The organism is Mycoplasmopsis cricetuli ATCC 35279 (assembly GCF_000526955.1).
GTDB lineage: Bacteria > Bacillota_I > Bacilli_A > Mycoplasmatales > Metamycoplasmataceae > Mycoplasmopsis > Mycoplasmopsis cricetuli.
In genome coordinates, this window is record NZ_JAHB01000010.1 from 1 (window position 1) to 14,613 (window position 14,613).

General features: G+C 23.0%; 12 protein-coding genes. 9 read left to right on the forward strand and 3 right to left on the reverse strand.

The features are described from left to right. The coding region (locus U744_RS04680) for an N-6 DNA methylase (RefSeq protein ID WP_036431929.1) at nucleotides 1-333 on the forward strand (333 nt) is incomplete at its 5' end. Between the two features lie 601 nt (nucleotides 334-934). Here U744_RS04680 and U744_RS0102825 read toward each other — a convergent pair. Then, complete coding sequence (locus tag U744_RS0102825) at nucleotides 935-2,071, reverse strand: HAD family acid phosphatase (RefSeq protein WP_025755575.1); 1,137 nt, start codon at nucleotides 2,069-2,071, stop codon at nucleotides 935-937. A gap of 183 nt (nucleotides 2,072-2,254) precedes the next feature. Here U744_RS0102825 and U744_RS0102830 point away from each other — a divergent pair, with 183 nt between their 5' ends. Genes U744_RS0102830 through U744_RS0102845 form a run of 4 tightly spaced genes read left to right on the forward strand, consistent with a single transcriptional unit; the run spans nucleotide 2,255 to nucleotide 6,606 of the window. Then, nucleotides 2,255-2,518, forward strand: a complete 264-nt coding sequence (locus U744_RS0102830) for an HPr family phosphocarrier protein (RefSeq protein WP_025755576.1) — start codon at nucleotides 2,255-2,257, stop codon at nucleotides 2,516-2,518. Nucleotides 2,519-2,578: 60 nt separating this feature from the next. Then, nucleotides 2,579-3,520 (forward strand): ABC transporter permease subunit, encoded by a 942-nt coding sequence (locus tag U744_RS0102835; RefSeq protein ID WP_025755577.1) that lies wholly within the window; start codon nucleotides 2,579-2,581, stop codon nucleotides 3,518-3,520. Beyond that, entirely contained in the window at nucleotides 3,510-4,583 is a 1,074-nt protein-coding gene (locus U744_RS0102840; RefSeq protein WP_025755578.1) for an ABC transporter permease subunit, read from the forward strand. Before U744_RS0102835 ends, U744_RS0102840 begins: the two co-directional genes overlap by 11 nt. Before the next feature lie 7 nt (nucleotides 4,584-4,590). Further along, nucleotides 4,591-6,606 carry an OppA family ABC transporter substrate-binding lipoprotein gene (locus tag U744_RS0102845; RefSeq protein WP_025755579.1) on the forward strand — a complete coding sequence of 672 codons (2,016 nt, stop codon included), beginning with the start codon at nucleotides 4,591-4,593 and terminating at the stop codon, nucleotides 6,604-6,606. Nucleotides 6,607-6,665: 59 nt separating this feature from the next. Here U744_RS0102845 and U744_RS0102850 read toward each other — a convergent pair whose 3' ends face one another. Continuing rightward, on the reverse strand, nucleotides 6,666-8,513 hold the full coding sequence (locus tag U744_RS0102850) for a hypothetical protein (protein WP_025755580.1): 1,848 nt from the start codon (nucleotides 8,511-8,513) through the stop codon (nucleotides 6,666-6,668). Nucleotides 8,514-8,661: 148 nt separating this feature from the next. Between U744_RS0102850 and U744_RS0102855 the strand changes: the two genes are divergently transcribed. After that, nucleotides 8,662-9,414 carry a hypothetical protein gene (locus tag U744_RS0102855; RefSeq protein WP_025755581.1) on the forward strand — a complete coding sequence of 251 codons (753 nt, stop codon included), beginning with the start codon at nucleotides 8,662-8,664 and terminating at the stop codon, nucleotides 9,412-9,414. Between the two features lie 47 nt (nucleotides 9,415-9,461). On the opposite strand, the gene U744_RS0102860 is transcribed toward U744_RS0102855, so the two are convergent. Then, nucleotides 9,462-11,099 (reverse strand): MnuA family membrane nuclease, encoded by a 1,638-nt coding sequence (locus U744_RS0102860; protein ID WP_025755582.1) that lies wholly within the window; start codon nucleotides 11,097-11,099, stop codon nucleotides 9,462-9,464. A 131-nt stretch (nucleotides 11,100-11,230) separates the two neighbouring features. Between U744_RS0102860 and hisS the strand changes: the two genes are divergently transcribed. The 3 genes from hisS to rpmF all read left to right on the forward strand — a co-directional run bounded on the left by hisS (nucleotide 11,231) and on the right by rpmF (nucleotide 14,572). After that, entirely contained in the window at nucleotides 11,231-12,583 is a 1,353-nt protein-coding gene (gene hisS, locus U744_RS0102865; protein WP_025755583.1) for a histidine--tRNA ligase, read from the forward strand. 9 nt (nucleotides 12,584-12,592) lie between these two features. Continuing rightward, entirely contained in the window at nucleotides 12,593-14,290 is a 1,698-nt protein-coding gene (gene aspS / locus U744_RS0102870) for an aspartate--tRNA ligase (protein ID WP_025755584.1), read from the forward strand. 81 nt (nucleotides 14,291-14,371) lie between these two features. Beyond that, nucleotides 14,372-14,572: a 50S ribosomal protein L32 gene (gene rpmF / locus U744_RS0102875; protein WP_025755585.1), complete on the forward strand. Its 201-nt coding sequence runs from the start codon at nucleotides 14,372-14,374 to the stop codon at nucleotides 14,570-14,572. The last annotated feature ends 41 nt before the right edge of the window (nucleotides 14,573-14,613 follow it).

Consider the following 14,613-nt stretch of genomic DNA (forward strand, 5'->3'; position numbering starts at 1 on the left):
AAATCAATTTTTATGATTAATGCAGTAAATGAATTTCAAAGTAGTAAAAGACAAAATATTTTATCAAAAGAAAACATTGAAAAAATATTTAACGTATGAAAAGATAAACAGGAAATTGAAAATTTTTCAGTAAAAGTATCCTATGAAGACATTGTTTCAAATGATTATTCACTATCTATGAATTTGTACAATTTAAATGATGAAATTGAAGAGCAAGAAGAAATTGATATTGAATTTGTGGAAAGTGAACTTAAAAGATTAAACAAAGAAATTAATGAACAAGAAAATTTATTTCAAGAGAATCTAAAAAAATATTTAAAAAATATTAATTAAAGAATAAATATTGTTATTTTGCAAAAACATTAAAATTTTAAAAAAGTTTTTAAGTTTCAAACAAAAATTAAAATGCAAAACTATAAAATTACAAATTATAGTGGTGCTTTTTTTATTTTCAAAATAATTAAATTTTATTCCATTAAAATTCTATGAATGAACAGTTGTAGATAAAAAAACTAAAAAATCACTATTTAAATCAAGTTCAAAGATTTTTAATCAAATTTTTTAAACTAATATTTTTTATTTGTAAAATGGCAAAAAGTTTAAATATTAGTAATTTTGCAATTTATAATAAATTAAAAAATTGTTTTTAATAAAATAATAATAATAATAATAAACTGATAATTAGAAAATTTTTTAGACTATTTTACAAAAAGAGAAGTTAATGTTATTTAAAAATTAATCCAAAATAAATATAACACTTGTATATTAAAAAAATTTTTAGCAAATACTTTTTTTTGATTTATTTCAAATAAAAAATGTTCTGTTTTGTAGAAAGCAGAACATTTAACAATAAAATAAAGTTAAGTGTTATTTCTAAATATTAGTTAAAAACATTTAATTTTGAAAATATTTTGTTTTTTAAATGAATTAAAAATTAATTTACTTTTGAAGGTTTTCAAAGCAAACTATTAAGTGCATTATCTAATGCTTTAATTTGATCTTTTTTGTTAAGTGTGAAATATTTTTCAGAAAGCCCTGATTCTCAACCTCCATAAGATGAATTCCCTCCAATTAACACATAAGATTCAGATCAATTTTCTTCTGATTTAATAATTTCTCCTTTTTCATTTTTAGTAAATTTTATCCCTTTAGTATTCGGATCAAAATTTCCAAATAATTTGCCTGTATCTTCTAAAACCTTATTGCGTTGTTCATTTGTTTTATCCTTTGAAGCAATATCATTAAAATCATCAAAATTATCACCTATTCTCATAACAGTTTTTAGTGAAACAGCATTTCCAAAATTTTCACCTTCAGTGGTTAAATCTCATATTTTTGAATTCACTAAATTCATTCTTGCTTCTTTTGCTGATTTAATTCGCTTGTTATTGCTATCTTTTTGAATGTTGGATCATGGTTTATCTTTTGATAAATCAACTCCTTGCATTCAGAATGTTCAATCTGGTAAATAACTTTTATTAAGTCCTTGGGAAATTAAATTTTCACGAGTTGGAATAAGTTGATTTTCTTGTTCGCGATTTGAATTAAACATAACAACGCCACCATGTTTTCAAACATAATCAATAAATTCAAATGCTCCATCAATTTTAATTGATTGTTTGTCTTGCACAAAATCATTTCATGAATTTTGATTAAAAGTTTGATGATTAAGAACCAATCAATTTTGATATGCAAAATTATTTAAAATAGTTTCATCAATGTCCATAAAAACCACAGGAATGCTTTTTCCATTTTCAGTGTTTGATACTGTAACTTTATTATTTTCTACTTTAACTTTAGAATTATCAAAAACATCACTTTGACCACTAACTAAAGCATCAAATTGTTTAATTGCTGCTTGATAAAGATTGATAGTCATTGCTTTTTTTTCAGCTGATATAGTGTTTCATGCTCCAGAAGTATATTTTGAAGCATTAAGTATTTTTTCATTTATTTTTTCTTGATCATCAGTTGGTTTTAAATCACTATAATTACATGATGAAGCAATTGTTGGTAGTGTTAAAACTGGTATTGCTGTTGCTAATAAATTAGATCATCTTCACTTTTTCATTAAATCCCCTTTATAAAACATAGTTGAATGTTATTTACAATTATATATTTTTCTCATTAAAAAAATTGAATATGCAAAATTTATAAAATGTTTAGCAATCAAAATGAACTTATCTATATTTTTATTATTGAATTGATTTTTGATATAATTAATATTAGACTTAATAACTTAAAAAGGAAAATCATGAAAGAATTAACAATTAAAATTATTGATCCAATTGGACTTCATGCGCGACCTGCATCAAATTTAGCTCTTGCAGCAAATAAATTTGTTTCTTCAATTAAGTTAATTTCTAATGGAAAAGAAGCAAATTTAAAATCAACTATGAATATTATGGCTCTTGGAGTTAAAACTGGAACTGAAGTTACTTTCAAATTCGAAGGTAGTGATGAAGATTTAGCTCTTGAAGAAATTAAAAAAGTTTTAGTCAAAGAAAACATAGCTTAAAAAAATCCGCTTAGGCGGTTTTTTTGTAAAATTTAATAATATAGCTAGAAAGAAAAAATAATGAAAATACTTAAATTAATTCTGAAAAGAAGTTTGATTGGAGTTGTTACTCTGTTTTTAGTGCTTAGTTTTTTCTTTTTTATTTTATCTTTAACTATTTCACCATCTAGCAATATAATTAAACAATATTTAAATTTTATTAGTGGTTTTTTCAAATTTAAATTTGGTTTTTTTTACAACAAAAGTTATTTAAATGAATTTGGTTCAATATCCAATTATTACAATCAATACTTTCAAAAAAGTTTACTTGTTATTGTCCCAAGTTTTTTTCTTCTAATGATTGTAGGATTTTTTCTAGGAACAGTATTTGCTTATGTTAAAAATTATTTTTTAGATCAAATAATTAATATTTGTTTATATTTTTTTGCTTCAGTACCTATTTTTGTAGTTGCTCCACTTTTAATAATTTATGCTGAAACAATTAATATTCCAACTATTTTTATTAATTCAAATATTGATAATTTTCTTGCAAGAATGCAATCATTAATTTTACCAATTTTATTGATTGTCATTTTGTGTTTAAGTTTTTTTACCATTCAAGTGAAATTGAAAGTTCAAGAAGTTTTAAAAATGAATTTAATTAAATTCGCAAAAATTAAAGGCGGAAGTAACATTTATATTTATTTTAAACATGTTTTTAAAAACTCATTCATTTTATTTTTGCCTTACACTGTAGTAACTTATGTTTTTGTAATTTCTTATTCACTATTAGTTGAAAGATTATTTCAAATTCCAGGTCAAAGTATAATTTTAATTTCTGCATTTAAAGAAAAAGAACTTTATTTATTTCTTTATTTTATACTGACCTTAATTGTTAATGTTATTGTTATTGAAATTATAATTGAGACTTTAATTTTGTTGTGTAATCCTTTTTACAAAATTGAAAAAAATAGCAATTGGTTTATTTTAAAAAAATTTAAAAGGAAAATTTATGCAAAATAAGTTTTCCTTTATAAAAAATAAAAACAATAACAATAAATTAAATTTATCAAATATTTCAAAAAAACAACTTTTTTGAAAAAGTTTTTGAAATAAAAAAATAAATAAATTTTTAATTTTCTTATTTTTACTAATTAATTTTATTTTAATTTTGTGTTCACTTTTTTATCCTTATAGTTCTCTTAAAGCAGATTTTGATAGTAAATTAGTTCAAAATTTACCATCAGTATTAACACCTAAAATTACTCGTAGCTACGAAAAAGATGCTTTTGTTGATTATTTGTTTTACTTAAAAGAAAACAATCTTTTAAATATTGAAAATATTATTAACTATCAATCAACCTTTACTTTAACATATAATCCTTATCAACTTTTACGCACTCTTGATCCTACTCATAATTACTTTTTTATATTTGGAACAAATCATAATGGTATTGATAATTTTGCTATTTTTATTAATTCATTTTTAGTTAGTTTGATTATTTTAATTTTATGTGCTATTTTTCAACTTATTTTAGGTCTTGTTTTTGGAACAATAATAGGTTATTATTACAATTTTAAATTACCAAAAATAACTCACTGAAGTGCAAGTGTTATTATGATTGTTCCTTTTTTATTAATGAGTTTGATTTTATTTCAAACTTTTGGTTATTCATTTTGAAAAGCCGTTTTAATTTTAACTTTTATTGGTTTTTTTCCAGTATTTTACAACTCATACAACTATAGTGCTTCTTTAGTGTCAAAAGATTTTATTGTTGCTTATAAAGTTTTGGGTCTTAGTGATTTAAAAATTATTTGAAAAATAACTAAAATTTGTTTCTTTGAAATGCTACCTTTAATTGGTGAACAATTTGCATTAGGACTTTTATCACTGGCTGCATTATCATTTTTTGAAATACCAAATATTTACAATTACAATAATATTGGTAATTTATACAAACAAATAATTGACAATCCTAATAATATTTTGCTTTTTATTGCAACTTTTATGTTGTCAGTTTTTTATATTGGGTGATTTAAAATAATTAGTTTTAGTCTTACTAAAAACTATTTTATTAATAGATAGGATTAACATGAAAATAAAAAAAATAATATTTTTACTTTCTATAATTGTAACATCCGTTGCTAGTTTTTCATGCATCAAAACCAATCAAGTCAAGCCCAACAATCAATACATAATCAATTTTAACAGTCCAAATCCATATCAAAATGGCAACTTTAAAATTCATGAAAATCGTAAATACCAAAATGCTATTGAAAAAGCTCTTTTTGCTCCTTTAATTAAATATAGTAGCTCAGGAAATTTAATTGTTGATAAAATAAATAACAAAATAACACAACCATCAACTAACTACTTAAGCTTTTATTTAGCAAAAAGTATTAAACTGTATTTTAATGAAAATAAAACATTAACTTATATTAATGATAAGTATTTGCCTATTGATGATTTTTCTGAACAAAAATTTATTGTTTTTGGAACTAGCAAAGATATAACTTCAATTAATCATCCTAATTTTTGAATCAATATAAATAATGCAAATAAAATAGAGTTTTCTTTAAAGGATTTAAATTTTGTAACTAAAGATGGCAAAAAAACTAATTACAAATTACATGCAAAAAATATATTAAATAATTTTACTCAAAAAGATTTTAATTTATTTAACACTAAATATGGAATTAACTTAAAAGTTGATAATGATAAATTAATTATTGAAAATAAATCAAACAAAGCAAAATTTTTTATTGAAAATGAATTAATGCAAAATTTAATTTTTAATCCTAAAGTTTTAAATTCTACTGACCCAAATTTTAATGAATTATACTTATCTCCTTTTTTACCAACTAAAAATACAATTAATCAAATTCAATTAATTAAAAATAATTTTATTGAAACAAGTAATGATAATAAATTTGCCAATAAAATAAACATAATTGATATTTCTTTTGCCCCTACACCTCTTGATATTGAAACTTTTCGTGTTCAACAATTTAGATCTTTTCGACAGAATTTAATTTCTGAAGTTAATTTTAATGTTTTTAACTCATATCAAAAAAATGATATTTTAGAAAAATCAAGTCAATATGGCCTCAGAGATTTGGTTCAAAATAATTTTTTAAAAATTAGACAAAACTGAATTTATAAAACCAAAATTAATGAAAACAAACCAAAATATTTTAATGATGTATTTGAAAATTTATACTTTAAAGATAAAAACTTAAGTTATCAATTTAAATATTGAATATCAAGATTGTATTCAAAATTTGCTCTATTTAATAATTTTGGTTATGATTATTACTGAAATTCCCTTGCATTGCCTGAAACTAAATTAAATAACAATTTAAATGAAGAAAGTACTTTTGAAAATTTAAATGATGCATATATTTGAACTACAATCCAATATATTGATAATTTTTCAAAAATAAATTTTGTTGATGAAAAAAATTATTATTTTGAAAATAAAAATATTTTAAATTTTGAAAAACAATTTCAAAATATTCATTTTGATAAAATTAAACAATATTTAAAACAATTAATTGATCAATTTTATTTAAAAAATTCAGTATTTAAAAATAAAAAAATAAAATTTCAATATCCTATTGACAAAAATATCAATCAAACTGAATTTAAAATTATTTTCAATTATGTAAAACTATTAAATTCAATTGATGAGCGACTTGAAGTTGAAGTTCTTAAACTTTCAGAAAATGAAATTAATAATGGAAATTTTTTTATTGAAAAATTTAATTATCAATATTTAAACAATTCATTAGAAGAATTTATTAAATTAATCACTGAAAATGAACAATTTTCTGTATATTTAAACAAAAAAAACCTAAATTTGAATTATGAAATTTTAAGTAATTTTAATTTAATTAATGAAAAAAATTTACATCAGTTTATTAACAATCAAAATAAATTCAATCAAATTAAATTAATTATTGAACTAAATAATTTAATTCCATTACCAATTTCCTTTATTGCTTTTGATCCAACAAAGTCAATCAATAAAATTTTAGTTCAACCTTATTATCAATATCCACTAACTAAAGATTCTATTGTAAATTTTGAAGATATTATTACTAAATAATAATAATAATAATTAAAAAACATCAAAAATAAATTTGATGTTTTTTAAATTAATTTTAACTAAGAACCAGAAAGTGTTTGGGTATATTTTACATTATCATATTCATAAGTAACAACAATTGAAGAGCCATCTTCAGATTTAACCGCATTTTGTTTGAGCACTTTAACACCAGATGAATCTTTTGTAGCAAATTTACTTAAATCTAAACCTGATTTTAAAGTTGCTATTTCAGCAATATTTTTGTATTTTTTGGCTTTTGCTAATAGTTTTATAGTTCCATCTATTTCTTCTACTTTAACTTCAAAATTATTTTTTACTTGTTTTAAAATATTTGATATGTTTGAAGTGTTTAAATTTTCAAATGCATCTTGAGGGGATGTAATTTCTGTAACAGTGGGGGGGGTATTTTCGCTTGAAGCTTGTTGAGAAGTATCAATTGTTGCACTTGAGTCACCACTATTTTGTTTATTTGCTTGATTAGTTGCTTCTGTGCCTGAAGCTCCAGCAGCTTCACTATTTTGCATCTGAGTATTATCAGCTTGTTGATCAGAAGTTTGTGCAGTAGTGTTAGAATCAGAAATTCCACTTGAAGTTTGAGAATCATTAGTTGTTGCACTTGAGTCACCACTATTTTGTTTATTTGCTTGATTGCCTGTTTCTGCACTTGAAGTTCCAGTAACTTTATTGTCTTGCATCTGACCATTATTAGTTTTAGAAGATGAATCATTTTGAGATTCTGAGTTTGAATTAGTGATTACATTTGTTGAATTTGTAGATGAAGTGTCTTTGGTTTCTTCACTTTTTTGTTTTTGATCCATACTATCAACAGTATTTGTTTTTTCTGGACCTTTTACTTTTTTAAGGTAATTATCTCTTAATTTTATAAAAAGTTTATTAAAATCTTCATAATTTAACATTAATTCTTTTGAATTGCTTACCATAAAAATAGTTTTTATTTGATTATTTTCTGTAGATTTTTCTTTTGCTTCTTTCATCTGTTTGTTGGCAAAACTAAGAATATCTTTTTCACGGGAATTATTTAAATTTTTTTTATCTGTTTTTTCTAATTTAACTTTAACAATAAAAAGTGAATTTAAATATTCTTTTAAGGTTTTAAGATCTTTTTTAAAATCTTCTTTAGTGTATGAATCATTAATAAATTCATTTTGTAAAGATTCAATTTTTTTTACATAATCACTATATGTTTGTTGCAGTTGATTATTGTTTAATTTCTTTGTATCTTTATATAAAGTAAATTCTTTGATATTTTCTTCAAATTTTGAAATAGTAATATCATAAAAATTAAAATTTATGGGAATTTCTTGATAATATTTATTTTCTTCATAAATGAATTCAAATCTTAATTTAAATTTGTTATCTTCTACAACAAATTTAGCTTCAATATATTTATATTCATCAGTTTTATTTTTGTTAACATATTCTTTAAGTTGTAATTTAGATATGTCAAAATTATCTTTTAATTTAATGAGTTCTGTTCTAGGTTTTTTGCTATTAGAACTAGCAGTGAAAATCTTCATTTTATCATTTTTTAATTTTATTTTTTCTTCTTCTGATTTTTCTTTATTACTATTTTTTTCATCATTTATAAGTTGCTCTGCTTCTTCATTATTATAAGCTCTAAATCTCATATTAGGATATTGTGCATAGCTTTTTGCTGCTTCAGAATCTAAATTATCTTGTGAAACAATTTCAAAAATTTCTTTTAACTCAAATATGTCTTCGCCAGTATCTTTGGCAGGAGTAGGTTTTTCTTCACCTTCTTTTTGATCAGTTTGCGGTAAAACTTTAATTTTGTTATTTTTAATGCTAAAGTATGACACTAATGCAACAGCTGGTGTAAAAGCTGCTAACATTGATGAAACAAGTAAAATTTTTTTAATTTTCATAAATCCCTCACCTAAATTTTGTATACGATTAAATTATAATTTAATTTACTTGTTTTAATTAAAATTATCATATTACTATTTTCATGTAAATTTATTTTTATTTTTGTATAAAAAATTATCTTTTTCTAAGATTTGATATAATTAATTTATGTTTAGTAAAAGTAATTTTAATTATATTGGCGCACAAAGAAACTATTCTTCAAAATATCTAGCACATGTTTTAATTGTATTTGTTGCAGGGATTTTTTTATTTGGTGTTATTTCAATAGGGAGTTTTTTCACTTTCAAAAATGGAAATGGCTTTTTCTCTTTTTTATCTCCGTCAAATTTGGTCTATATTATCTTAATTGGCATGATCCCATGATTTATAGTTAATTGAACCTATTCAAGAAGGGCAAATCCTGGTTGATCTTTAACTATAATTTATTTTATTTTTAATATAACCATAATGCCTATTTATATTGGTTTTGGTTTATGATACATACAAGCTCAATTTTGAACAATTATTTTAATATTTGGAATTCCAATTATTGTAATGGCAATTGCAGCAGTATTGGCAATTTTCGATTTAGTAGATTTAAGAAAATTATCTGTATTTGTTTCAATTTTATCTGTTGCTTTTATTGTTGCAATAATTATTTCTTTTATATTGTTATTTATTCCAATATCAGCACCAAGAAGAGGAATTCAAGTAGCTGTTTCCACACTAGGAATTGCAATTGTAAGCTTACTTAGTATTTTTACTTGAAGAAAATTACTTTTAAAAGCAGAAAACACTGCTGCATTTACTTCAAGTGTTTATATCCTTGATGTTATTAGAGAAGGAATTGAGTTACTTATTTTATATATGACACTTGTATTCCATATTGTTAATTTACTTATGAGAATAACAAAAAGATAATTTAGCTGTTTTAAAATAAAAAAATGGGAACTTAAAACCCCATTTTTTTATTTTAACTTTAAATCAAGATAAACCAATAAATGATCTGACACCATATATCTTAAAACATATCAAATACTATTTGAATTCTTATCTATATTCTGTCCTTCATTTAAGTTTTCATTTAAAATATTTTTATAAGTTTGTTTGACAAAATTTCTAAAGTCAATATTGTTATAATATTCTTTATAAATATCAAATTTAAAATGATCATAATTATTAGGATTTTGTTTAAAAGAATAATTATCAAAAAACATTCGATCATAAGGTTCAGAATATATATTTTCAAAATTTGTACTTTGATATGATTGTTTAATCTTTTCAGGCGATTTTAAAGATGTTGAATTTTTAAATGTATCCTTTCAGCCTGATTTATAGCCATTTTCTAAAATTTCTTTAAAAATAATTTCTGAGTTTTTTGGAATATTTGTATCTCCTCCAAATACAATATTTTGCCCACCTATTTTATTATAATAATCAAAAACTTCTGATAAAGTATATGCTTCATATCCTTCAATTGAACCAATTGATTTTGGAAGTTCTTTAAGGTTTAAATGTTTATTTGCATCAACAAAAGAAATTTCTTCTGATCCTTTTTTCTTTCCTGGACTATCAAAGTGATCAAAAATAGTTGTAAAAAACCTTTGACTTTGTTTTACTTTAAACAAAACTCCATATGGAGGACGAACATAATCATAGTCTATTTGATTGTTATCATCTAATTGTCCTTCTAGATAACTATCACCTATTTTCCCATTTTCAAAAGCTTCTGGCTCAACTTTATTATCATCATAAATAATAGCAACTTGTTCTTTAGTTGCTTCACTAACATTAGGATTTGCTTCACTTACTGGTTGATATAAAAATTTATAATTTCGATGTGTTGAAAATTTATTTAATGAATCAACAATTTTAATCACACTCTCTCCAGATTTATAATTAATTTCTGTTAAACCAATAACATCTGGATCTACATTAGAAATTATTTTCGCAATTACTTCAATTTTAAATTTATTTTGCAAACTAGAAACATTCCCAAAATTTAAAATATTTCAATGAGCTATTTTTAGTTCATCATCTTCTTGAATTATTGGTTTTGTTTTAAAATTATTTTTATTTGATACAGAATTAATAATTTCATCATTTTTCTCAAGTTGATTTGTTTTTAACTTAGTTGATAATTTAAAAGTTTTAATTTTATCCTCATCAATATATTGAATTGTTACTGATTCATTTTCATTTTTTACATTTTCTTCAGGTTTTTTTTCATTTATATAATCTCTGTAAAAAACTTTTACTCCTTTTAAAATTTTTCCATCATTACCTAATCCATTTAATTCTTTTGGTGAATTATCAATTTTAAAAAGAGCAGTTTTTCCATTTTTTTTAAATAGTAATTTTTTTGTATTATCTAAATAAACAAAAAAATATCCTCGATCTCTTTGAGTTTTTTCAAGCTCAATAGCTTTATTTAAAGCTAAAAAATCAATAATTTCAAAACTGGTTTTAGCATATTGAGGAGTTGCAATTTGAGAATTCATATCTTTTTTATCAAGATTGTTAGAATTTTTTGAACAGTTTGTTGCAACACTAATAATTGAAATAGAACTAAGAGTTAACATTGAATAAAAAAATTTACTTTTCATAGTAATTAAATTATATTATTTTAAAGTTTAAAACAGCAAGGAAAAATTATTTTAATTTTGAAAAAATATTTTTTAACAAAAATAATGATAAAATAAAAATTATATAAAAATAACACTAAAAAGGACTAAAAATGATAAATAAAGTTAAAGGAACAATTGAATATTCAATTTATGAATATAATCAAAAAAAAATAGTTTTAGAAATTTTTGAATTTGTTGTAAAAAAACTTGGTTTTCAAATGGTAGAAATGCCAATTTTAGAATACACTGAATTATTTCAACGAACTAACCCTAACAGTGAAATGGTTAAAAAAGAAATGTTTAATTTTACTGATAAAGGTAATCGTAATTTAGTGTTACGTCCTGAAGGAACTGCTTCATTTATAAGAATGTTTGTCAACAACAAATGATATAACCAAAATGAAATTGATAAGTTTGCATATTCAGGTCCAATGTTTCGTTATGAAAGACCTCAAAATGGAAGATATCGTCAGTTTTATCAAACTGGAGTTGAATTTATTGGAAACAAAAACCCTTATAAGGATGCTCATGTCATTCTAACTGCAAATGTTTTTTTAGAAGCATTATTTGAAAATTTTAATATCAAAAAAAATAAATTCGAAGTCTTAATTAATTCAATTGGAGATAATAAAACAAGAGAAAACTATCAGAAAGCATTAAAAGAATACTTAATTCCTTATAAAGATCAATTAAGTGAACTATCTCAAGAACGATTGAATTCAGGTAATGTTTTAAGAATTTTAGATGATAAAATTGATTCTCAAAAAGATTTTATTAAAAGTGCTCCCAAAATTTCTGAGTTTTACACTGCAGAGTCAAAAAAATATTTGCAAGATGTTTTAAATATTCTTGATGGATATAATATTAAATACAAAATTAGTGATACTTTAGTAAGAGGTCTGGATTATTATGATGAAATTGTATTTGAAATTAATTGAAAAGATAAAAAACAAGAACTAACCCTAATTGGTGGAGGAAGATATTCAAGTTTAATTTCTGAATTAAATGGTCCTGATTTATCAAGTGTTGGTTTTGGATTTGGTGTTGATCGATTTTTAGAAATTTTGAAAATTTTCTTTAAAAATGACAAAAATCAAATTCACAATGTTCCAAATATTGGATATGTTCCAAATGCTTTAGTTTACATTTTTGCCACTGAAAAACAAACTTCCTTTGAAAAACTTAATGAATTATACTTTGGTTTAGCTTTTGCTTATGGAGATGAATTTGAAATAATATTTAATTTTGATTTAATTAAAACCAAAAAAGGATTTGAACAAGCTTATAAACAGAAAAATCGTTTTGTTATTTTTGAAGATCCAATTATTTCAAATTCAGATATTGTCATTGTAAAAAACCTTGAAACTAATGAAAAAACTGAATTAAATTTAGCAGATATTGATCAAGCAATAGTTGAATTTGCAGAATTTGCAGGTCTTAAACAAGAAATTCTTGAAATATAGAAAGATAAAATGGAAAAAATAATTAATAATAATGAACTTAGACTAACTGATGTTAACAAAGAAGTAATTCTTTATGGTTGAGTGGCAAACAAACGAAAATTTGGAGAACTCAGTTTTGTTGATCTAAGAGATAAATTTGGAATTACACAAGTAGTATTTAATCAGGAGATTAATTTTTCAAGAGAAAGTGTTTTAGAAATTAAGGGGATTGTCGTTCCAAGAAAAGATCCAAATAAAAATATTTCAACTGGTGAAATTGAAGTTTTAGTTAAAAATTACAAAGTCCTTTCAAATGCTGCTGAATTACCTTTTTTAATTCGTGATGATATTGAAACTAAAGAAGACATAAGATTAAAACATAGATTTTTAGATTTACGTCGCCCAATAATGCAAAAAACACTTAAACTGCGTAATGATATTTTTTATGCTATTCGTGAATTTATGCAAAAAAATGATTTTATGGAAATTGAAACACCTATTTTAGCAAAAACAACTCCTGAAGGCGCTCGTGATTATTTAGTTCCTACTCGTCAGCCTGATTCATTTTTTGCTCTTCCTCAATCTCCACAATTGTTCAAACAAATGTTAATGATATCTGGATTTGAAAAATACTATCAATTTGCAAGATGTTTTCGCGATGAAGATCTTCGCAAAGATCGTCAGCCAGAGTTTACTCAACTTGATATTGAAACTAGTTTCATGAGTGTTGAATCATTTATGAATTTTATTGAAAAACTTTTTGCTTATTTTATGAAAAAAGTTTTAAAAACTGAAATTAAAATACCTTTTAAAAGACTTGATTTTGATGATTGTATTGATTGATATGGAACTGATAAACCTGATTTACGTTATGAGCAAAAAATTGAAAACATTAATGATTTTTGTTTAGAAAGTGATTTTAATATTATTAAAAATGCATCATCAAAAAGACTTTTATTAATTGATGAAATTATTACTAAAAAACAATTTAAAAAATTAGAAGAAATTGCTAAAAAAAATAAAGCCAATGCTTTGTTTTATTTTACTGTAGAAAATGGAAAATTAAAAGAAAGTAATTTCGCAACTAAAGCTCTTTTATCTGTGGAAAAACTTATAACAGAAAAGCAAAAACAAAATGGAACTTTTTTAATTGTTGCAAATGAATACAATAATGCTTCTCAAGCTTTAGGTGCTTTAAGAGTTGAGTTAAATCAATGATACAATTGAGCAAGTGATGAGTATAATTTTCACTGGGTTGTAAATTGACCTATGTTTGAATTTAATCATGAAGATAAAACTTGAAGTGCAGCCCATCATCCATTTACTCAGTTTGATAATACCATTGAAGAAATTAATAATTTACCTAAAAGCAAACTTAAAGCTAAAAGTTATGATTTGGTTTTAAATGGATTTGAATTAGGTTCAGGTTCTGCAAGAATTTTTGATAAAGAAATGCAAACTAAAATGTTTGAATTAATTGGTATGAATAAGCAAGAACAAGAAACAAAATTTGGATTTTTCTTAAAAGCTTTAAGTTATGGGGTTCCTCCTCATTGTGGAATTGGACTTGGAATGGATCGATTGCTTATGATATTATCAAATCAAACAACAATTCGTGATGTTATTGCTTTCCCTAAAAACGCTAAGGGTCAAGATGTGTTGCTTGATAGTCCTTCATCAGTTGATGAAAATCAATTACAAGAATTATTTATTCACAAAATAAAATAAAAATATTTTTTTATTTAAAAAATAATTTTATATTATAATATATAAGCATTTATAACAAACCACAAAAAGGAGGACAAACCTATGGCTATAGTTCCAAAAAGAAAAACTTCTAAACAACGTAAACACAAAAGAAATAGTCACTCTGCTTTAGAATTGCCTAATCTTGTTACATGTAAAAACTGTACACAAATGATCGAACAGCATGTTGTATGTAAATTTTGTGGTTTTTACAAGGGAAAAAAAGTTGAGGGATATTATGCTCTTAATGATCGTATTAGATAATAATTTTATTTAAATATAAAAAAAATAACTAAAAAATATTT